At 42.1% G+C, this 22999-nt stretch carries 11 protein-coding genes; 10 read left to right on the top strand and 1 reads right to left on the bottom strand.

The window, feature by feature from the left end:
* Positions 1–230 precede the first annotated feature (230 nt).
* The 3 genes from RE317_RS17650 (at position 231) to RE317_RS17640 (ending at position 8280) form a co-directional block, all read left to right on the top strand.
* Positions 231–4880, top strand: coding sequence for a translocation/assembly module TamB domain-containing protein (locus RE317_RS17650; protein ID WP_008782049.1), 4650 nt, complete (start codon positions 231–233; stop codon positions 4878–4880).
* On the top strand, positions 4877–7234 hold the full coding sequence (locus RE317_RS17645; RefSeq protein ID WP_008667658.1) for a BamA/TamA family outer membrane protein: 2358 nt from the start codon (positions 4877–4879) through the stop codon (positions 7232–7234). Before RE317_RS17650 ends, RE317_RS17645 begins: the two co-directional genes overlap by 4 nt.
* 134 nt (positions 7235–7368) lie before the next feature.
* Positions 7369–8280: a nucleotidyltransferase gene (locus RE317_RS17640; protein WP_005842371.1), complete on the top strand. Its 912-nt coding sequence runs from the start codon at positions 7369–7371 to the stop codon at positions 8278–8280.
* Between the two features lie 104 nt (positions 8281–8384).
* Here RE317_RS17640 and RE317_RS17635 read toward each other — a convergent pair whose 3' ends face one another.
* Positions 8385–9287 carry a helix-turn-helix domain-containing protein gene (locus tag RE317_RS17635; RefSeq protein WP_005842369.1) on the bottom strand — a complete coding sequence of 301 codons (903 nt, stop codon included), beginning with the start codon at positions 9285–9287 and terminating at the stop codon, positions 8385–8387.
* A 211-nt stretch (positions 9288–9498) separates the two neighbouring features.
* On the opposite strand from RE317_RS17635, the gene RE317_RS17630 reads away from it, so the two are divergent.
* The 7 genes from RE317_RS17630 (at position 9499) to RE317_RS17600 (ending at position 22891) form a co-directional block, all read left to right on the top strand.
* Positions 9499–10179, top strand: a complete 681-nt coding sequence (locus tag RE317_RS17630) for a zinc metallopeptidase (protein ID WP_005842367.1) — start codon at positions 9499–9501, stop codon at positions 10177–10179.
* A gap of 160 nt (positions 10180–10339) precedes the next feature.
* Complete coding sequence (locus RE317_RS17625; protein ID WP_008667656.1) at positions 10340–11722, top strand: trehalase family glycosidase; 1383 nt, start codon at positions 10340–10342, stop codon at positions 11720–11722.
* 2 nt (positions 11723–11724) lie between these two features.
* Complete coding sequence (locus RE317_RS17620) at positions 11725–12327, top strand: RNA polymerase sigma factor (protein ID WP_008667655.1); 603 nt, start codon at positions 11725–11727, stop codon at positions 12325–12327.
* A gap of 64 nt (positions 12328–12391) precedes the next feature.
* On the top strand, positions 12392–13378 hold the full coding sequence (locus tag RE317_RS17615; protein ID WP_008667654.1) for a FecR family protein: 987 nt from the start codon (positions 12392–12394) through the stop codon (positions 13376–13378).
* A gap of 28 nt (positions 13379–13406) precedes the next feature.
* Positions 13407–16676, top strand: coding sequence for a TonB-dependent receptor (locus RE317_RS17610; RefSeq protein WP_008667653.1), 3270 nt, complete (start codon positions 13407–13409; stop codon positions 16674–16676).
* Positions 16677–16695: 19 nt separating this feature from the next.
* Positions 16696–18393, top strand: a complete 1698-nt coding sequence (locus RE317_RS17605) for a RagB/SusD family nutrient uptake outer membrane protein (RefSeq protein ID WP_008667651.1) — start codon at positions 16696–16698, stop codon at positions 18391–18393.
* Between the two features lie 175 nt (positions 18394–18568).
* Positions 18569–22891 carry a hybrid sensor histidine kinase/response regulator transcription factor gene (locus RE317_RS17600; protein ID WP_008667649.1) on the top strand — a complete coding sequence of 1441 codons (4323 nt, stop codon included), beginning with the start codon at positions 18569–18571 and terminating at the stop codon, positions 22889–22891.
* The last annotated feature ends 108 nt before the right edge of the window (positions 22892–22999 follow it).

Raw genomic sequence — 22999 nt, 5'->3', positions numbered from 1 at the left:
CTTGGAAATCTGTCGGCTTGTCCGTATTGTTCATATTATGGGAACAGACGGGAGAGCTGAAAGATTTAAATTTTGCGGGGGTAAGATTATAGATCTTTCCTAGTGGCAACAGGTAGTCCGTAAGTTCTTTTTTAATAAATTATGGGAAACAAAAGATAAAAGCTGCGTTCTTTCAACCATTATGCCGATAAAATTGTTTAAATTTGCAGGAATACTTGTACAGACACTCGATGAAGAAAAAATATGTTCGTTGGACATTGTGGACGATAGCATCTCCGTTCATTCTGTTCATCATTTTATGTATATTGATTTATTTGCCACCTATTCAGAATTTTCTGGTGGACAAAGCTGCTGTATATGCCTCGGAAGCTACGGGTATGAATATCTCCGTGGGACGTATCTCTTTGTCTTTTCCGTTGAATCTGGTGGTGACCAATGTAGATGCTGCTTCCCCGCATAATGATACGTTGCTCAGTGTACGCCGCCTGCAAGTGAATGTGCAGTTGCTGCCACTGCTGAAAAAGCAGGTGGAAGTGGATGGCATATCCCTGCAAGGAGCCACAGTGAATTCTAATGACTTGATACATGGCATGAAGTTGAACGGTACTTTGGGGGAATTGTTCATTTCCAGTCATGGAGTGGCACTGGACCCCGAAACTGCCATCGTTAACAAAGTCTTGTTGAAAGATACGGATTTATCTCTTTGCCTGAATGACACCGCTGCGGCCGATACGGCTGCAAGCGACACCGCCTATTGGAAAATAATATTGCAGGATATTGATTTACAGAATGTATCCTTTGCGCTGGATATGCCTTTGGACAGCTTGTCATTGGCGGCTTCGCTGGATAATGCCATACTGCGCGATGGGCTGATAGACTTGCATAAATCGGCCTATTCGCTGCAAACGTTTCGGATAGAGAACGGACGTGTGCGTTACGATAACGGGAAGCCGCTGGCTGCCGACAGCCTGTCCTCCGGACTGGACCCCTCCCATATTGCACTGACGGATATCGGTGTGAAACTGGATTCCCTATACTACGGAGGTAGGAATATGAAAGCCATAATCAGCCAGTTTGTGCTGAAAGAGCGTTCGGGAGTGGAAATCGTTTCTGCCACAGGGCGGATGGTTTCCAATGACAAGGTGCTGCGTGTGCCTTCATTGAAACTGGAAACCCGGGATTCTTATCTGGAACTGAACGCTGCGATGGATTGGAATGCCTTGGATTTTAAGGATGAAGGCTTGGTGTCCGCACGGCTGATGGCTGATATAGGAAAGCCGGATGTGGTGAGATTCATGGGAAGTATGGATGAAAAGTTTATCCGGCAGTATCCTTCCGAACCCTTGCGCATCCGTACAGGGATCGACGGTGATTTGAACAAGCTGAAACTGACTACGCTGACTGCCGAGCTGCCCGGTGCATTGGGATTGTTCGCCCGGGGGGAGCTAACCCATCTGACAGACAGTCTGCTGCGCGGGGGGGATATCACTTTGGAAGCTGAAACCAAGGATTTGAAGTTTGTTTCCACGTTGGCTGAAGGAATAGAAATTCCATACGGAACGCGCTTGGAAGGCAAATTTACGATGGCGGGCACTAAAATGGGCACGGACCTGCTGCTGATGCAGCCCGAAGCCCAGGCGGTGGTTGCGGCCGATACTATTCCTATAACGGTTTATAATGACAGCATCTCCGTAGCGGATGATTTCAAGATGGAACGGGCAGCCCGTCTGTTTGCCAAATACGACTTGTCGCGTGACAGGTATGAGGCAGACTTGGCTGTCAATCATTTTGACCTGCACCAGTTTATGCCTGCCGATTCTTTGTACACCTTGTCCACCCGTCTGAAAGTGGAGGGGGAAGGTTTTGACTTTTTTTCTCCCCGTACTTATTTCAATGCGGAGGGCGGCATAGACCGTTTCCATTATGGCAGTTATCATCTGACAGGAATTTCATTGGCTGCCGGACTGGAGAAATCGAAGGTGCATGCTTCACTGGCAGTGAAAAACTGGACCATGGATATCAAGGCGCATTTGGATGGTATCTTGAAACCTCATGATGTTTCGGGCGACTTGAAAATGGATGTGGCTCATTTGGATTGGCAGGCGCTTCATCTGATGGATACCCGTTTTCAGACCTCCCAGCACCTGGGGGTCCGTTTCAGCAGTGACCTCAGAAAAAGGTATGTCGTAGAGGCCGAGATGACGAATGCCACGATTGTCACTGCCAAACGCACTTCCCATTCCAAGGACCTGTTTGCTGGATTCAGTACTTCCAGAGATTCCACTTTTGCTTATCTGCGTGCGGGGGATCTTGATTTGAGTCTGGAAGGAGCAGGGCACATGGAATACATTTCCGGCAGGGCGGATTTGCTGATGAAGAAACTGGCGGAACAATGGGAAAGCAAACATATTGAACAGGAGGAGCTTCGGGAATTTCTTCCGGGACTATGTCTGAAAATATCTTCCGGTCCCGATAATCCGATAGCCAATTATCTGTCAATGATGGGGTTGTCATACAGTCGTCTGTTTATGGATGTGGATTCATCTCCGGCAGAGGGATTGAACGGGGAGGCTTATTTATATGGATTGCGTACAGACAGCCTGACTTTGGATACCATCTATTTGGATGTACAGCAGGACCTGAATGGCATAAATATGTTGAGCGGAGTGGTGAACGGACCCAAACCGGGACAGGAGGCGTTTGATGTGACGCTGGAGGGAAATGTGGGAAACAACAGTGCCCAGTTGTTGGTTCAATACCTGAATGCCCGTAAAGAACAGGGAGTATATATGGGCGTGATGGCCGACCTGCGCCGCCACGGCATACGCATGAAGGTTTTTCCAGAGCATCCCACGTTGGTATACCGTCCTTTTACCGTGAATAAAAATAACTATATTTATCTGGCTGACAACGGGCGGATTCATGCAAATCTGGATTTGCATGACGAGCAGGGGACCGGACTCAGTTTCTATACCAATCGGGAAGATACCATAGCCAAACAGGATATGACGGTGGAGCTTTCACGCATCAATCTGAAAGAATTCCGGCGTATCCTTCCCTATATGCCTGATATGGAAGGATGGATCGGAGCAGAAGCGCATTATATAGATTCCGGTCCGTATATGATGGTGAGCAGTGATTTGCGTATAGATGAATTCAAATATGAAGGCAGTGCGTTGGGAAATTGGGAACTGGGTGGTGTGTATCTGCCCGGTGAGGCAAAGGATCATCATCTGGATGCCTATATACGCCATGATGGTGAGGAGATAGCTCATTTGGGAGGTATCTATCTGCCCGCGGAGGAAGGAACGGGAAGCCTGAGCGCGGATATAGCCTTCGAACATTTTCCGCTGAATGTCGCCAATCCGTTTGTGCCCGACCGCATGGTGGAACTGGACGGGGATATTGATGGAACATTGTCCATGAAAGGTGATCCGGCCAAACCCTTGCTGAATGGGGAACTGGCATTGGATTCCGTGACTTTCTTCATGCCGGAGATGTCTGCCATGTTCCGTTTTGATAATGAACCGGTGCAGGTGGTGAACAGTAAGATGATGTTCAAGGAGTTCGATATATTCACCAAAGGCAAGACTCCTTTTACCATTAACGGCGAGGTGGATTTCTCGGATTTGGAACGGACGGCAGTGAACCTTAAAATGCATGCCGAGAATTATGAGTTGCTGAATGCTCCCCGTACCAAGCGGGCTATGGTTTACGGCAAGATGTATGTGGATTTTAACGCAACGCTGCGCGGTCCTGTGGAGGAACTGGTGATGCGGGGGAACATGAACATCTTGGGGAAGACCAATGTGACCTATGTCCTGAAAGACTCTCCCTTGACGGTGAACGACCGTTTGGGGGATATGGTGACTTTTGTCAATTTCAACGACACAACTTCGGTAGAGGAGTCCTCTGTCCAGCAAATCTCTTTGGGAGGGATGGATGTGGCCATGACCATGCATATAGACCAGGCGGTGCAGGCACGTGTGGATCTGGTGCCGGACGGCTCCAACTATATGTTGCTGGAAGGAGGCGGAGACTTGTCATTCCAGTACACTCCTCAGGGGGATATGTTGCTGACCGGGCGTTATTCCTTGATGAGCGGGGAGATGAAATACCAGATTCCGATTATTCCGCTGAAGACTTTTAATATTCAAAATGGCAGTTATGTGGAGTGGACGGGAAATATCATGAATCCGCAACTGAACATTACCGCGACCGAAAGGGTCCGTGCTTCGGTGGGCGAGGATGGAAAGACTTCGCGTATCGTCGGGTTTGATGTAGGGATCGCTTTGAGCCAGAGTCTGGAGAATCTGGGGCTGGCGTTTACCCTTTCGGCTCCCGAGGATGCGTCTGTGCAAGACCAGCTGAATGCCATGTCGGTGGAGGAACGGGGAAAACTGGCTGTCACCATGCTGGTGACCGGAATGTATATGGCTGAAGGAAACTCTACGGGAGGATTTAATGTGAATAATGCCTTGAACTCATTCCTGCAGAGCGAAATCTCGAATATTGCCGGAAAAGCACTTGATATCAATGTGGGCATGGAAACGGTGGATGACGCCGATAGCGGCGGGAAACGCACGGATTATAATTTCCAGTTCGCCAAACGTTTCTGGAATAACCGCTTCCGTATAGTGGTAGGCGGTAAAGTGTCTACCGGAAGTACGGTACAGCAGGATGAAACCTTTATTGATAATGTATCCATAGAATACCGCTTGGACAACAGCGGTACCCGGTATGTCAAGCTCTTCCACGACAAGAACTATGAGAGTGTGCTGGAAGGTGAGATCATAGAGACCGGTGTGGGTATTGTGCTTCGCAAGAAGATGAGTCACCTGGGCGAACTGTTTATTTTCAAGTCTAAGAAGAAAAAATGATTGTTGGAGATATGGAGAGAAAACATAACATAAACCTGCTTCTATTATCGGTATTGTTGCTGATGACAGCTGCCTGCTCTACTACCAGGAATTTGCCGGAAGACGAAACGCTATATGTCGGTGTGAAAAATATGGAGATTCTGAATGAAGACAAGACCCCTGCCGGTGTCCAGACCTTGGAAGAGGTGGAGGCTGCTTTGTCTTATCCTCCCAATAATGCCATTTTGGGAAGCAACTCCTTGCGTTTTCCCATTCCTTTCGGTTTGTGGATATACAATGATTTTGTGAAATACCAGGATAAAAAGGGGGTGGGGCATTGGATCTTCAACAAGCTGGGGTCTACTCCGGTGTATTTGTCTACGGTGAATCCGGAAACCCGTGTGAAGGTGGCCACCAATCTGTTGCATGATTATGGCTTTTTCAATGGTGCTGTGACTTATTCTGTAGACTCGTTGAAGAATCCTCGGAAAGCCAAGTTAAGTTATAAGATTGATATGGCGAACCCTTATTATCTGGACTCTGTCATGTATCTGAAATATCCTCCTCGCGCCGATAGTCTGATCAGGGCTGCTTATGACCAGAGGGTATTGCATAAAGGAGATAATTTCAGTGTGTTGAAACTGGAGGAGGAGCGCCAGCGGCTGAGTACCCTTTTCCGTAACAATGGTTATTATTATTTCCGTCCCGAATTCATTACTTTCCGTGCGGATACCTTGCGCAAACCGGGAATGGTCAGTTTGCAGGTTGTCCCGAAAGCTGGAGTGCCTGCCGATGCGAAAAGACCTTATTATATAGGGAATACTTCTGTTTATCTTACCGGATATAAAGGAGAGGAACCTACTGATTCCATCGTCTTTCCGGGAATGACTTTACACTATAGCGGTAAGAAACCCGGTATCCGCCCCGGAGTATTGGCTAAGCGCTTCTTTTACCAGAAAGGGCAGCTTTATTCTCAGGCCCGTCAGAATTTCACGCAGGAAGCCTTGGCGCGTTTGGGCATTTTCAAATTTGCCGAGTTCCGCTATGCCCCGCAAGATACATTGCCGGGGTGTGATACGCTGAATGTGCGGATGAATGCTACATTCGATTTGCCGTATGACGGAGAACTGGAATTCAATGTGACTACCAAAAGTACGGATCAGACTGGTCCCGGAGCGATTTTCAGCCTCTCGCGGAAGAATTTCATGCGTACAGCCGCCACGCTTTCTTTCCAGTTGAAAGGGTCATACGAATGGCAGACCAATTCTACGGCGGACGGGAACAGTTCTAAATTGAACTCATACGAGTTGGGAACTTCTTTTTCATTGGAGTATCCTCGCCTGGTGTTGCCGTGGATGAGTAAAAAAATGATGAGCTCGCGATTTCCGCAGCATACCTCATTCAAGTTGTATGCCAGTCAGTTGAACCGTGCCCGCTTCTTTAAAATGCTTTCTTTCGGTGGAACGGTGTCATACGATTTCCAGCCTTCGCGGGTATGGAAACATACTGTGACTCCTTTCAGATTGGCATTTAATACGTTGCAGCATACTACTACACGTTTTGATACGATAGTGGACAAGAACCGGAGCTTGAAAATCAGTTTGGGAAATCAGTTTATTCCAGCTATGAGTTATACGTTTACGTATGATAACGCCCCGTTGAAGAAACGCAATAATTTATGGTGGGAAACTTCCTTTACTTCGGCAGGTAATCTGACTTCGTTGGTGTATGCTGCTTTTGGGAAGGGATTCAAGGAAACAGATAAGAAGTTATTAAACAGTCCTTATGCGCAATTCCTGAAAATGACATCTGAAGTGCGTTGTTTGTTTAAAGTCGGAGAGAAACAGCATATAGCCACTCGTTTGATGGGGGGAATTTTGTATGCATATGGGAACCAGACTGTAGCGCCTTACAGCGAGCAGTTCTATATTGGGGGAGCTAACAGTATCCGTGCGTTTACAGTGCGCTCTATCGGCCCCGGTTCTTATCGTCCCGAAGATAAACAGTATGGTTATCTGGATGAAACCGGAGATGTGAAGCTGGAAGCGAATGTGGAATACCGTTTCCCTATCCTGGGTGATTTGTACGGGGCAGCTTTTCTGGACGCGGGAAATGTGTGGCTGCTGCGTGAACAAAAGAATGAGGAAGGTGAGAATATACGTCCCGGCGGTTTGCTTACTCTTCGTAATTTTGCTAAAAGTATAGCTTTGGGTACTGGGGTGGGATTGCGTTATGACCTTACTTTCCTGGTGATCCGCCTGGATCTGGGTATTGCTCTTCATGATCCGTATGATACCGGCAAGAAAGGATATTATAATATTCCTAAGTTTAAGGATGGACTGGGATTGCACTTTGCCATCGGCTATCCTTTCTAGAAATAGGGCTTGATTTGTGTCAAAAGGAGGGAAATGATTGATTTATGCTCGAATTTGAATGGAATGTAGCTTTTTTCCTCCGTATTATTTTGTAGCTTTGTACCATCAAATATTCAATTTTAAATAAATAAACTATGAAACCAACTTTATTTTTATTGGCGGCTGGTATGGGCAGCCGTTACGGAGGATTGAAGCAATTGGATGGTCTGGGTCCTAACGGCGAAACTATTATGGATTATTCTATTTATGACGCTATCAACGCCGGCTTTGGAAAACTGGTCTTTGTTATCCGTAAAGATTTTGAACAAGATTTTCGTGAAAAGATTATTTCTAAATATGAAGGTCATATTCCTTGCGAACTGGTATTCCAGGCTTTAGACAATCTGCCGGAGGGTTTTACTTGTCCTGCGGAGCGTACAAAACCTTGGGGAACTAACCATGCTGTCATGATGGGAGCTGATGTGATACAGGAACCGTTTGCGGTGATCAATTGCGATGACTTCTATGGCCGTGACTCGTTCCAGGTAATGGGCAAGTTCCTTTCTGCACTGCCCGAAGGTGCTAAAAACACGTATGCTATGGTGGGCTTCCGTGTAGGAAATACATTGAGCGAGAGTGGAACGGTATCCCGCGGCATCTGTGGAACCAATGCGGATCATTTGTTGACTTCCGTGGTAGAACGTACCAAAATTCAGCGCATAGACGGAGAAGTGAAGTATATTGACGACAATGGCGAATGGACAGCTACCCCTGACACAACTCCGGTGAGCATGAACTTCTGGGGCTTTACTCCTGATTACTTTGCTTACAGCAAGGAATTCTTTAAAGCATTCTTGAGCGATCCTAAAAATATGGAAAACTTGAAGAGCGAATTCTTTATTCCGCTGATGGTGGACAAGCTGATTAATGACGGTACTGCTACCGTTGAGGTATTGGATACTACCAGCAAATGGTTTGGAGTAACTTATCCTGAAGACCGTCAGAGTGTGGTTGACAAGATACAGGCATTGGTGGATGCCGGTGAATATCCTGCAAAATTATTTTAAGATGAGAGGTAGTGTAGTCACACTTATATAATTTACTTTCGGGGGCTGTCCGTTTTTTTTCGGACAGCCCCCGTTGGATTACTATTTTTTATCTTCTGTTTTCATTATTGCATCTTGTATTCGCTGGGAGATAACCCGGTATGGTGCTTGAAGTATTTGCCAAAAAAGGAAGGGTTCGGGAAGTTCATAAAATAAGCTACTTCCTGAATAGACATGACGGAGTATTTCAACAGCGCTTTGGCTTCCAGTATCACATATTCGTCAATCCACTCTCCGGCAGTTTTTCCGCTCACTTTCTTTACTACGGTGGAGAAATGTTTGGGACTCAGGAATAATTGCTCCGCATAAAAATCTACGCGTCTTTCTTTACGGTGATGTTCGGTCAGCAAGTTGATGAACTGGTTGAACAATACCTCTTCCCTTTTCAGTGATTTCGGATTCTCGGAAAGGAATTCCGGTTGTTTTCTATGAAGGATGGAACCTATCTTATATAAATAGGCCCCCATTAGTCTGCGTACGATTTCTGTCCTGAAGTTATCGTTCCGGCTTACGGTTTCTTCTATCAGTTCATAGAATGATTTCAGTTCCTGTACCTCTTCTTCCATCAAATGAAATTTGGGATTCTCTTTCAATGAGATGAAAAATGGCATGAAACTGTTCAGGTTGATATACATCTCTTTTAAGAAATCAGATGATATTAAAAACATTTGTGACAAATGAATGCCCGGTGATAACATGGACTGTAGAATATCGCCGGGAGCGCAAATAATCAGATCGTTTTGCTCAATGTCGTATTCCCGTAAATTGATATTGACTTTGGCAGAGCCTTTTTCACGGATAGAGATAATGATTCCATCCAGCCGTAATGGGTATTTAAAGATGGGGTTCATATTCTCGGGGATGTAATGTTCGCTTCTATCCATTACGAAATCATTGTTAATCCCTTTTAGACTGGGATTCATCTGTCGGATACGGGCTATGGATATATTTCCTATTTCATGTTCCATATTTCTTAATTTTGCCTCAAATGTATAAATCAAAAGTCAATAATCCACTCTTTTTTTCTCATAATATCATTTTTTAATTGAAATTGACGGATGTGAATTCGGAGGCGTGTGATGGCAGGAATTCTTAATTCTATTTAAAAGGGGGATGCTGGCAAACTATTTGTACATAATAACGTGTATATTTAACAACAGAATTATAAAGAACAAAACTATGTCAATGTATTGGATCTTATTTATTGGAATCGCGGTAATCAGCTATATTGTACAGAATAGTCTGCAAAGCAAGTTTAAGAAATACTCGAAGATGCCTTTGGCCAGCGGTATGACAGGAAAGGATGTGGCTGAAAAAATGTTGCATGATAACGGTATCTATGACGTGCGTGTAACCAGCACTCCGGGTATGCTGACCGATCATTATAATCCGGCAAACAAAACGGTGAACCTTAGTGAAGGGGTATATGGAAGCAACAGTGTGGCTGCTGCGGCAGTTGCCGCCCATGAATGCGGACACGCCGTGCAACATGCGCGTGCATACGCTCCGCTAAAGATGCGCTCGGCTTTGGTGCCTGTGGTGCAGTTCTCATCTTCTATTATGACTTGGGTGTTACTGGCAGGTATTTTGATGGTGAATACTTTCCCGCAGTTATTGTTGGCAGGAATTTGTCTTTTTGCCATGACCACTCTTTTCAGCTTTATTACGTTGCCTGTTGAGATCAATGCCAGCCAGCGTGCGTTGGTATGGTTGAGCAAGGCCGGAATTACAAATTCATATAACCATCATGCGGCAGAGGATGCGTTGCGTTCGGCTGCTTATACGTATGTGGTTGCGGCACTTAGTTCGTTGGCTACACTGATTTACTATATAATGATTTATATGGGACGTCGTGACTAAGACCTTATAAGGGAAATATATTTTTATTATAGAAGGCTGCCTACGGGGCAGCCTTTTCTAGTTATATTTTGATTAGTTTCGAAATAATTTTTGTTTTAATCTCTTTTTCTTTTCGTTTTAATTTGTATTTTTGCCCTGTCAGCAAAATGAGATAATACCTATGAAAAAACAATTACTGGTCTTTTTAACAATTTGTTGTTTCCCGTTTATGCTAAATGCACAAATGCCGGAACGTACTCCCGAGAATATTGCAAAATACAAAGAATTGTGCCGTGCCCATATTTATAAAGATATGAAAGGCATGTATCGTGAAGCCGGAGGAGCTTTAGTCTTTCCGTTCCTTGCTCCGGGAAGTAATCAATACTTAGATATGCTATGGGATTGGGATTCTTGGTTGAGCAACATCGCTCTGCGCCAAATCTTATTAGAGAACGGCACGGAAAAGGATAAGCAGGAGGCCCTGAAGTATGAACAGGGATGCATCCTCAATTCCTTGCACTATGGAGGTATGGACGGTTGGATTCCTATCTGGATAGAACGGAATGCCCCTAGCCGCGAAGAGATGTTGAAAACACGGAATCCTTGGAAAAGCAATATGCACAAACCTACATTGGCACAACATGCCGCCTTTATTGTCCGCAATATGAACGGGGATGCGGAGTGGTTGCGCGATGATTTTTATACGTTGCAGGCATTTGTCTGTAAATATTTGAATTTTCATCGTCACAAGGCGACTGGGTTATTCTATTGGGAAACTGATGAGGCTATCGGAGTTGATAATGATCCCAGTACTTTTTATCGTCCTCAGGGCAGTTCGGGATCCATCTTCTTGAACGCGTTGATGTATCGCGAATTACAGGCTATGGCATACTTGGCCGGCTGTCTGAATTTGGATGATATAGCAGTTTCCTTTGAGAAAGAAGCGGCAGTATTGAAAGGAAAGGTACAAGAACATTGTTGGGACCCGCGTGACCGTTTTTATTATAGTGTGGATTTGAATCTGCTTCCGGTGGAGAAACCGGATATAAAGGGGCTGTACCCGGGACAATTGTTTCTGCACGTAGGGCAGCCGCGTGATTATGATTGTTTGATTCAGCGTCTTAGTGTGTGGAGCGGATTTATGGCGATGTGGGCTGAAATTGCCACTCCGGAGCAAGCAAAGGAAATAGTGCGGATTCATTTTCATGATACTTGCTCCTTTAACGCTCCGGCGGGAATCCGTACTTTGTCTCCTTTGGAAAAAATGTATAATGTACGTGCCAGTGGGAATCCGTCTTCCTGGCAAGGTCCGGTTTGGATTAATGTGAATTATCTGGTCTTTCGTGGATTGGTGAAATATGGATTTACGGAAGAGGCCCGGGAATTGGCGGAAAAGACCATTTTGCTTTTGGGACGTGACTATGAACGTTTCGGGGCATTACATGAATATTATCTGCCTGATAATGGTGAGCCGGTATTGAATAAAGGTTTTCAGAACTGGAATTTACTGGTGTTGAATATGGCTGCATGGTTGGATGGGAAACCATTCGTTACTGAATTCTAGGTATGAAGCTGCCTTTTGACATAGAGCGGGAATTAATTCGGAAACTTATAAATGGAGACAAGATTGCTTTCAGCCATCTTTTCTCTTTTTATAAGTCCCAGGTCCTTTATTATTGTGTCCATTTTGTCAAGGATAAAGAGATAGCTGAGGATATAACACAAGATATTTTTTTGACCGTTTGGGAAAAGAAGGAAGATATTCGGATTGAGCAGTCTTTTTCCGCTTTTCTTTATACTATAGCAAGAAATCGTATTTACGATATATTTCGTTCTCTGTCTGCCCGATCTGTGCTATACGAAAAACTGATGGAACAGGCCATTGATTATGTAGATGATGTAGAGAAGAGTCTGGAAGAAAAGAATATTAAGGAATTGATTGCACAGGCTTTGGAACAGTTGAGTCCGCGCCAACGGGAGATTTTCGAATTGAGCCGGAATAGAGGACTGTCTCATAAAGAAATAGCTGAACAACTTGGTTTGTCTGTTTATACTGTGCAAGATCATATAAAAAATGCATTAGAGAAAATTCGTGCTTATCTGATCCCTTTCATTAGTGCCTGTCCAATACTTGTAAGCCTAATCATATTAAAATACGTTAAACCATAAGATTCCTATCCCCACCTTTTGCTTTTGATTCGTATCCTTTATAAAGAAACGAAAGAAATGCATAATGAAAGAAAAACAAAAGATACATTATTCGGTTTGGAAAAGATTTGTTGACGGTATTTATACCTGTAAGGATATTGAGGAACTGTTGGCAGACACAAAGACAGACCGGTCAAAAGACTTTGATGAAGCTTCTGCTTGTTTATGGAAAACTGGTGAAGAAGAGTCTTCATCCTCATGGGAGGAATGGATTTCCAATGAGCGTCAGGCACTTCAAATTATCAGCAATTACGAGGATAGGCGTCGGAATCACTCTATCTATTTAGTAAAAAAATGGGGGAGCATTGCTGCGGCTATATTGCTTTGCATCGTTTTGAGCGTAGTTTATTTTGCTAATCCGGCAGGCATGAAGGTTGCTCAATATGAAATACACGTACCTTATGGTAAAAGACAAAAAGTGGTGCTCCCTGACGGGACAAAAGTGATCTTGAATGCAGGCTCTTATATGAAATATCCGAGGCAGTTTGGAAAAGAAGGCCGTTACGTTCATTTCAAGGGAGAGGCTTATTTTGATGTAGCTAAAAATAAAGACTGTCCTTTCATTATTCAAAGTCAGGATTATAAAATACGTGTTTTGGGTACTACTTTTAATCTGAATAATTATGAAGATAGTGAGGAACTGCAACTGACTCTATGCACAGGAAAGGTGCTGATGAATTTCGGCGAAGAACAATTGAAACTGACCCCCGGCGAGCAATTGGTATTGGATAAAACCAATATGCATCTGGAGCGTGAGCATGTGAATACTCAAAATTATATGTTGTGGATGCAGAACAAGTTATACTTTAACCGTACTCCGATACAAGAAGTGACGAGGAGGTTGGAACGGGTGTATAATTGTACTATACGATTAGACTCAAGTTTTGTCTTTAACAATTTCCTTTCGGGTACGCATGATAATAGGAGTTTGGAGGCGGTTTTGGAGTCCATTCGCTTGGCTACGGGCATTAAATACAGGAAAGCAAACAATTCGTATATTCTATATAAATAATACCTTAATAATTAAATAATCAAGATCTATGAAACAACATGCGAAGAGGGCTTCGTGGGCCCGAGTATTGCTTGTACCGACCTTATTGCTAGGTTCGGCATCCATGGCTGCTTTCCCCGTGCATGCAGCACAAGTTGAATTGAATCAGATAGTTACATTGCAGATGCGTAAAGTGAAATTGGCTGATGTGTTCAAGAAACTGAGTAACCTTTCCGGTTATGAGTTTTTCTATGATGAGAGTGTTGTCCAAAAGTATAATACGATCGATATTGATTTGGACAATGTAAGTTTCGATCAGGCTTTAGAGCAAATCAGGAAACAAACTAGTCTGCAATTGAGCAAGGTGAATAACACCATTGTGGTGAGTCTTGCCAGACAAGTACTGGCATCTTCCGGTAAAGTACAGGCTTCCAGGCATAGAGTCACCGGTAGGGTAACCGATGCTAATAATGAACCGCTGATTGGGGTAAGTATAGTTATTCAAGGAAATAGCGGAGGAACTATAACGGATATTGACGGACGTTATACGTTGGAAGAAGTGGATGCCGATGCCACTTTGGTCTTCTCTTATATCGGTTATGTTTCACAGAAAATAGTTGTCGGAAATCAGCAGACATTGAATGTACAAATGAAAGAAGACAACCAGACTTTGGAAGAAGTCGTAGTAATAGGTTATGGTGTGCAAAAGAAAAGGGATATGACCGGTTCTATTGCTTCTATTAAAAGTAAGGATATCACAGCTATTCCTACTACCAATGCCTTGGAGTCATTACAAGGAAAAGTAGCCGGACTTGATCTTACAAACTCTTCGGGGCAAGCAGGAAGCACACCTAATTTTACGATCCGTGGAGAGCGTTCATTGACGGCTAGTAATGCTCCGTTGATTCTTGTGGATGGTATTGATTATGGTACCTCGCTAGATATAAATCCCACTGATATAGAATCTATTGAAGTGTTAAAAGATGCCTCTTCTACAGCTATTTATGGAACACGGGGTGCGAATGGTATTATTATGATTACGACTAAAAAGGGAAAAGAAGGAAAGTCAAAAGTATCCTTTAATGCTTTTGTTTCTTCTACCATGATAACTGATTATCCTGATATCATGGATGCTGAAGAATATGCCCAATACAAAAGAGAGGCCTATCGGGACAGAACAACAGGAAAATACGCAGAGGATGCTGCTGTATTTGCTCCTGAAGAACTGACTTATCTGGAAAAAGGATATGATACGAACTATCGTGACATGTTGATGCACAACGGATTTAACCAAAATTATGAGGTGTCTGTATCTGGGGGCAATACGAAAACCAAACATAATATATCTTTGGGTTACAGAAGCGAAGAGGGACTCTTTAAGGATGATAATTATAAACGGTATAATGCCCGTGTAGCACTGGACCATCAATTGTTTGACAATGTGCAGGTAGGGACAAACATTATCTATGCCTATGTAGATAAGAATAATCGTTATAGTCCGCTGAATATGGCTAATAAAATTGTTCCTATCTCGAAACCTTATGATGAGGAGGGGAATTTAGTGATGTATCCGTCTCCCGGTTATAATACTCAGATGAATCCGTTGATTGACGATCAGGAGGGTATGCGTGTGGATAATACCATTCAGGAGCGTTTCTTCGGCAGCTTGTACCTGAACTGGAATATCACCAAGGATATTTTATTCCGTACGACGCTGGGATTGAACTCAGTGAATGTGCGTAGAGGCTTTTTCTGTGATAAGAACTCGTTGCAGGGAAGTGGCAAGGATTCACAATCCTATAAGGAGCACACCATGACACGTAATCTGACATGGGAGAATGTGCTGACTTATTCAAAGGACTTCTCTGATATCCATAATTTGCAGGCAATGGTTGGAACCTGTACGATTCTCAACTCTAAAGAATATACCTATGCAGGTGGAAAGGGACAAGTATATGCTGATAACTGGTTCCATAATTTGTATTCCAATGAAAAAGAAATCACTATAAAGAGTTCACTGGTCGATCAAAATCTGGCTTCCTTCTTTGGGCGTGTTAATTATAAATTGATGGATCGCTATATGCTGACTGCTTCTTTGCGTGCCGATGGTTCTTCTGTTTTTGCACTAGGTAAGAAATGGGGATACTTTCCGTCTGTAGCACTGGCCTGGCGTATCAATGAAGAGAATTTCCTGAAAAATGTGGATGCTATTTCAAATTTAAAACTCCGATTGAGTTGGGGACAATCTGGCCAATGTGCTATTGATCCTTATCAAACCGTTGGTTTGCTGGGTAACTCCACTTATTCGTTCAATAATGAGGGAGCTTATGGATTCTATCCTAAAACGATGTCAAACAAGGAACTGACTTGGGAAACTACCACGCAGTATAACCTTGGTCTGGATTTCGGATTTTTTAATAATCGTATTTCAGGTAGTATTGATATTTACAAGGCAGAAACCCGGGATATTTTAATGAATCGTGTAATTCCATCTATTAACGGTTATGCTTCGGTTATGGAAAATATCGGTAAGACTGAAAGTACTGGTGTTGATTTGACACTGAGTACGGTTAATATTCAAAACAAGAACTTCTCCTGGTTCTCAGATTTCTCATTGTCACACAATAGGGAAAAAATAAAAGAACTTGCTTCGGGACAATTAAAGGATGAGGCGAATGCTTGGTTTGTAGGAGAACCTTTCAAAGTGTTTTATGATTATAAGAAAGAAGGCATCTGGCAATTGGGTGAAGAGGCTGCCGCTGCTGCCAATGGACAGGAACCGGGTGATATAAAGGTACAGGATGTGGATGGTAATGGTGTCATAACGACAGATGATCGTATCATTTACAGTCAGCGTCCAGATGTAACTTTTGGTTTCAATAATACTTTTAATTATAAGGGGTTTGATTTGTCTGTATTCTTGTATGCTCGTTTGGGTCAGTGGATTGCGTATGATTATAATACTACGTATCGTATCAATGCGTTGGAAAATGGTGGAAATGTAGATTACTGGACTCCCGAGAACCCTACCAATGCTTTTCCGCGTCCTAATAAAAGTAAGAGTTATACACAGGTTACTTACTATTCAACGTTGAAGTATGAAGATGGTTCTTTCTTTAAAATACGCGATATTACGTTGGGATATACTTTCAAACCGGAACTTTTGAAACATCTCAATCTATCCAAACTCCGTGTATATGCTACAGCAAAGAATTTCTTTACTTTCAGCAAGATTGATAATTATGATCCCGAACAGGGAGGAAGTATTTCTTTTCCTATGACAAAACAACTTGTATTTGGTCTGAATGTAGAATTTTAACTGGTAAAGAATGAAAATTATGAAACGAATTACATTATTATATGCATTGGCAGCTACTCTTATGGTTTGCTCGGGCTGCTCTGATTTTTTGGAAGAACACAATCGTAGTGCGGTTACTACCGAAGGTGGTTATTATGATACTGAGAAAGGTTTTGAGTCTTTGATTAACTCTTGTTATACTCCCTTGCGTTTTTGGGGTGGAAAGTCTGCTGCTATGGCATTCAGTGAAACGGGAACGGATATATTGGCTCCGGGCGGTGGTTGTGATTATCCCGCCATTGTTTCTTATCAGAATGATTTTGATGGGACCAATCCTATCAGTAAAGAGTATTATGACCGTTTTTACAAAGCGATCAACTTTTGTAATACAGCCATCTATCATGTAAAGAATGTTCCGTTCAGTGATAAGACACTTACCAGCAAACGAGAAGCAGAGGTGCGTTTCCTACGGGCGTATTATTATTGGATTCTGGTGGAAACATTTGGGGATACTTATTATACGGATCAGCCATCGGAGTCTATTGTTATGGCACCTAGGAAAACCTCGGTGGCAGAGATTTATACTCATATTTTTGAAGATTTGGATTTCTGTATGGATAGCCGGTTATCTGTTGCGCAAGCTGATGGAGGGCGTGTTACCATGTGGGCTGCCAAAGCCTTGAAGGCTCGTTTGCTATTGACTAGAGCAAGTGAATTGAATGATAAAGCATTGTATGAACAAGCCTATACTTTGGCAAAAGAAGTGATTGATAATGGTCCTTTCGAGTTATCAAAGGATTTTGCCTCAGTATTTGATATGGAAAATTCTGATGGAAATGGCAATAAAGAAGTGATTTGGTATATTGATTATTCTTCTACCAATCAGTTGTATAATCAGGAGATGGATAATGATATAATTCGTTCAGGCGGTAACCATACTCATTTGATTTTCTGTATGAAATATGATGACCAGCCCGGTATGGTTAGAAGCATAGAATATGGTCGTCCTTTTAATCACTATATGCCGACGCGTTATTTGCTGGATTGTTATGACGAGAATATAGACCAACGTTTTGAAGTGACTTTCCGTTCGTTATGGAAGGCTAATGGAGGAAAAACCGGAGATAACTACCCTTATATGGTACAAGGGGATACTGCTATATGGATAACAAAAGATGTTGTTCCTCAGGTAAAGCGTCAGTGGGCCAAAGGACGTTATCAGATACTTGATCGGACAGATATTTATCATGAAGATGGTTCTGTAAAAAGTCAGAAACAATGTATGCCTATCTCTAAATTTGAAGACCCTACTCGTGCTACGGTGAACGAGGATCGTGGAACACGGGATGCTTTTATAATCCGTGTGGCAGAAATGTATTTAATTGTGGCGGAAGCAGGAGCAAAAGCCGGCAAAGCAGATGCGTTGGCTTATATGAATATTCTTCGTGCCCAAAGAGCTAAGGCTGGCAAAGAGGAGGCTATGAAAGTTGCTCAAAGTGACATTGAGGATATTGATTTCATATTGGATGAACGTGCCCGGGAATTGGTCGGAGAACAATTACGTTGGTTTGATTTGAAACGAATGGGAAGTGAAATATTTATCCGCCGGATAAAATCCGGAAATCCTGATGCCGGTAAAAACGTGGAAGCTTATCATATGTTGCGTCCGTTCCCGCAAACTTTACTGGATGCCATAACGAATAAAGACGAATTTTTACAAAATGAGGGATATAAATAGGCTTGTAGGAAATAGGGTGAAAAGGTAGTTAGGAAAAATGGCAGCTATTGGTTCTTATACCAAAGTTGCCGTTTTTTTCTATTTTAACCTTGTATTTTATGTCTAATTGGCAATTTATCTTAGGAGGAAATCTACATTTGGTTATCTTTGTACTTGTTTGATAAATCGATGTAAAATGAGAAACACAATAAAGTTAAAATATATATGGTGTACTTTGTTTTTACTTCTTCATTGGGGTTTTGTCAAAGCACAGCCTATTTGTGTTGCACGCCAATATACAGTGAGAGACGGATTGATTCAAAGTAATCCGGCGCAGATTCTTCAAAGTCATAATGGTTTTATATGGGTCAGTACTTGGAATGGGGTAAGCCGGTTTGATGGACGCGATTTCGAAACTTTTCAGTTTGATTCTCTTTTGAACCAGCACATGCAGCGGCTGGAGAATACGGCCGACGGCAATTTATGGATGATTGCATACGATCGTCATAGCCTGTATTTATATGATATTCGTGAAAATAAGCTGATCAATGTTCTGAAACAGTATGAACAACATTTTAATACTCCGTTGCAAATAGAAAATTTGTATCCTTTATCCAAAGGGATTACTTGGGTTACTTTAAATAATGGAGGATGTTTCAGAATTTCAGATAAAGAGTGTACTGTTTCTTCAGGGATTCAGTATATTACAGCTATTGATGATGTGGAACTGGGGAAAGTCAGTAGGGTCTTTGAAGATAAACAGGGAGAGGAATGGGTATTTAGTGACAAGGGAGTTAGCATATTTGGCAAGCGGACCATTAGTTCATATCCCTTTTCTATGTTCGAAACAATGGATAATCTTGTTTTTCTTGCATCACAGAATGGCAGGCTAGCCTATTATGATGTAAATACCATGCAATTCAACATCGTTCCTTTTCAAGAGAAGATTCAGCATATAAACGGAATTAAAGTGTTGAAAGATAATCAGCTGGCTGTTTTGTCTGATAAAGGTTTGTACCTATGCCGTTTCCCTGAACTGGCGATGGAGAAATATGATTTCTCTCTTCCGGGGCATGATGATGCGGCTGTGAGAAAAGTCTACCAGGATTCTAAAGGATTTCTATGGATATTTACCGGATTGCCGGGAATTATCCGGCTTGATCCGGAAACCGGAGTGAAACAATATTTGAATACTCCTTCCGGATACATGGCTTCTTCTCCGGAAAATGAACTCTTTATTTATGAAGATCCTAACGGAGTGGTTTGGACTATTCCTTATAAAGGTATATTCAGTTATTATGACGAAAAGAGCCGGGAGCTAAAAGTCTATTTTACACCGGGAAGGAATCATATACCTTATTCTCCTATTATTAAAACAACTTATGTTGACAAACAAAATAATTTGTGGATCAAATCCCAGCGCTCATTTATAAAAATGTTCTTTCCGCCCAGTCCCTATACTTATAGGGAGTTGGACAATTATTTTGATACAAAATCATTTCTGTTTGATAGCGACGAACATTTATGGATTGCAACAAAGAAAGGGATTATACGTATTATGGATTCACAGAAAAACTTGTTGGGTTATTTGTCGCCTGATGGGGAACTGGCTCAAACGGAAACAGTTTTTGCAGAAGGTGGAATCTATGTCATGCTGAAGGATCAGGCGCAGACAATATGGCTTGGCAGTAAGGAAAACGGATTGTTCAGACTTGTTCCTCGGAATCGTCCTTATCATTATGAGGTATATCATTATATGAATAATCCGTCGGATCCTTATTCCATCAGTGACAATAAAATATCATGCATTGATGAGGATCATAACGGACGTATTTGGATTGGTACTTACGGTGGCGGATTGAATTTGGTTGAGGAAAAGGAAGATGGGGCGATACGTTTTATTCATGCGGAGAATAAATTGTCCGGTTTTCCTATTAATCGTACCAACAGTATTCGTTGTATGGTGGAGGGACCCGGTCATACTATGCTGGTGGGTACTATAGAAGGTTTGATCACTTTTTCTTCTGATTTTTCGGATTACGAAAATATTCGTTTTTATCTTAACCTTCCTCGTCCGCAGGCGACTGACGGATTGTGTAGTGCTGATGTGATGTCTGTTTTACGAACGACGGATGAAACTATCTATTGTTATTGTTATGGAGGTGGCCTTTGTAAGTTGGTTTCGTCAAATTTATTATCTGATGAACTTCGGTTCCGGTCGTTCGGCAAAGGGACATCTCCGTTGGCTAGAGCCTTGATTGAAGATAAAAATCATAATATATGGATCGGCTCGGAAACGGATATCACTCTGTTTGATGTGCACGATCAGACTTTTGAGTCTTTTGGAGAAACTTTTTTCAATCGCTCTTTTAATTATAGTGAATGTCTTCCGGTTACAGACAGGCAAGGGGATATCTTAATGGGTACAGAAGGCGGTATGCTTGTCTTTTCTCCGGATAGTATCGTTAAGCAGACTTATGAAGCTCCTATTGTAGTGACAGGTATAAAATATTCGGAGGATAATTTGTCTCATGTATTGAGTGATGCGGATTATTTAGAGATCCCTACCCGGCGGAGGAATTTTACCATCTCATTTGCTGCGTTGGATTATACTAATTCCTTGGATATCGAGTATGCTTATAAGTTGGATGATAATCAATGGTATTATATAGGTAAGAAGAACTCGGTTAGTTTTGTAAGTCTTCCGGCAGGAAAATATCAATTTCAGATAAAGGCGACCAATGGGGATGGTATTTGGATGAACACTGTGAAAACGGTTACTTTACAGGTATTACCCACCTTTTGGGAAACCGGTTGGGCTAAGGCTTTTTATCTAGTTGTTGTCTTGGTGATATCTTTAGCTATCGGATATGTTTTTTTCTATATTTACTATTTGAAGCATAAGGTAAATATGGAACAAAGATTGGCGGAAATAAAAGTACGTTCTTTTATTGATATCTCACATGAACTACGTACTCCTTTAACCCTTATATCCGGTCCGGTATCCGAAGTGTTGTCCCAGGAGCCTTTGACTTCCCGGACCCGGCATCATCTTCAATTGGTTCAGAAAAATATCAATCGTATGTTATTGCTCATTAATCAAGTATTGGATTTCAGAAAGATACAGAATAAAAAAATGGGCTTGACTATTGAATACCGGGATATCATTATCATGCTTCATAATATAATGGATAATTTCCGGTTGTTGGCAACAGAAAAAAATATAAATTTTTCTCTTCAGACAACGTTGCCTTCTGTTTTTTTGTGGATAGATAGTGATAAGTTCGAGAAAATTATCTTTAACTTGCTTTCCAATGCCTTTAAGTATACACCGGATAATAAGTCGATTACCTTGATTGTGATGGAAAGCGGACAGTTTGTTTCGATTGCCGTAAAAGATGAAGGTATTGGCATCTCTAAAGATAAAGTGCCATCTATATTTGAACGTTTCACTACAGTGTCCAAGGAAAATGACATGCAGCCTTCATCGGGTATAGGGCTTTCGCTGGTGAATGAGTTGGTTAAAATGCTGCATGGGGAAATTCAGGTCGAAAGTGAAGTAAAGAAAGGAAGTGTATTCAAACTGGTTTTGCATAAAGGAAAAGAAATATATGCTCAGGATAAAAATGTTGAATATATATTGAACGACACTTCGGAAGAACAGGAAACGGTCTTGGCGGAACCGGAACAAAATGATAAAATATCTTTGCCGGACATGCCTCCGGCAACAAAAGAAACTTTAGTAAAAGTGATGGTAGTGGAGGATAATGCGGAGTTGCGTCAATTTATATGTGAAATATTGTCGGGCACTTACCGTGTTGTTGGAGTTGCCGACGGGGTGATGGCATTGGAAAAGATAGAAGAGGAAATTCCGGATTTTATTATTACGGATATTATGATGCCGCGTATGGATGGTATTGAATTGATAAGGCACATCAAGGAGAATGTCAATACCTGTGATATCCCTCTTATTATCCTTTCTGCAAAATCGTCTGTTGAGGATCGTATTCAATGTTTACAATTAGGGATTGATGATTATATACCTAAACCTTTCAGCAGCGATTATTTAAAATCGAGAATTGAGAACTTGATCAGGCAAAGAAAAGTGCTTCAGTCGGCTTTTTTGTCAAAGTATGGTGCTCAACCGAAGAAAGAACCTTTAGAAGCCGTCGCTTATCCTGTGTCGCAAATTGTTCCTTTGGACGAGTTGTTTATGCAGAAGCTGGTAGGATTTATGGAAGAGAATTACAGTAATCCGGGGCTGCGGGTGAATGATCTGGCAGAGTTCATGAATATGAGCCGCTCTGTATTCAATCGGAAAGTGAATGGTATCATGGGGATTTCTCCGATAGAATATATAAAGAATTATAGGTTGAATAAAGCGAAAAGTTTTATACAAAGTGGTATGTCTTTCTCTGAGGTTGCTTTTGCCGTCGGCTTCTCTGATCCCGGTTACTTTGGCAAGGCGTTTAAAAAAGCATTTAATCAGACTTTGACTGAGTATAAAAATAATAACTAAGTTCCGTTTTGTGCTGTTTATAAAGGTAAATAGCAAGAAAATACCTTATTGATGTAAGATTTTACCTTTGGCTCTCAAGGGTAAAATCTATCTTTGTGCTCATTGACA

The organism is Phocaeicola sp. GP0067 (assembly GCF_031119655.1).
GTDB classification, from domain to species: Bacteria; Bacteroidota; Bacteroidia; order Bacteroidales; family Bacteroidaceae; genus Phocaeicola; species Phocaeicola vulgatus.
This window is presented reverse-complemented; position numbering and strand designations above follow the sequence as displayed.

Coding starts and splice junctions, on each gene's coding strand:
- RE317_RS17650 (WP_008782049.1), top strand. CDS start 231: ATGAAGAAAAAATATGTTCGTTGGACATTGTGGACGATAGCATCTCCG.
- RE317_RS17645 (WP_008667658.1), top strand. CDS start 4,877: ATGATTGTTGGAGATATGGAGAGAAAACATAACATAAACCTGCTTCTA.
- RE317_RS17640 (WP_005842371.1), top strand. CDS start 7,369: ATGAAACCAACTTTATTTTTATTGGCGGCTGGTATGGGCAGCCGTTAC.
- RE317_RS17635 (WP_005842369.1), bottom strand. CDS start 9,287: ATGGAACATGAAATAGGAAATATATCCATAGCCCGTATCCGACAGATG.
- RE317_RS17630 (WP_005842367.1), top strand. CDS start 9,499: ATGTCAATGTATTGGATCTTATTTATTGGAATCGCGGTAATCAGCTAT.
- RE317_RS17625 (WP_008667656.1), top strand. CDS start 10,340: ATGAAAAAACAATTACTGGTCTTTTTAACAATTTGTTGTTTCCCGTTT.
- RE317_RS17620 (WP_008667655.1), top strand. CDS start 11,725: ATGAAGCTGCCTTTTGACATAGAGCGGGAATTAATTCGGAAACTTATA.
- RE317_RS17615 (WP_008667654.1), top strand. CDS start 12,392: ATGAAAGAAAAACAAAAGATACATTATTCGGTTTGGAAAAGATTTGTT.
- RE317_RS17610 (WP_008667653.1), top strand. CDS start 13,407: ATGAAACAACATGCGAAGAGGGCTTCGTGGGCCCGAGTATTGCTTGTA.
- RE317_RS17605 (WP_008667651.1), top strand. CDS start 16,696: ATGAAACGAATTACATTATTATATGCATTGGCAGCTACTCTTATGGTT.
- RE317_RS17600 (WP_008667649.1), top strand. CDS start 18,569: ATGAGAAACACAATAAAGTTAAAATATATATGGTGTACTTTGTTTTTA.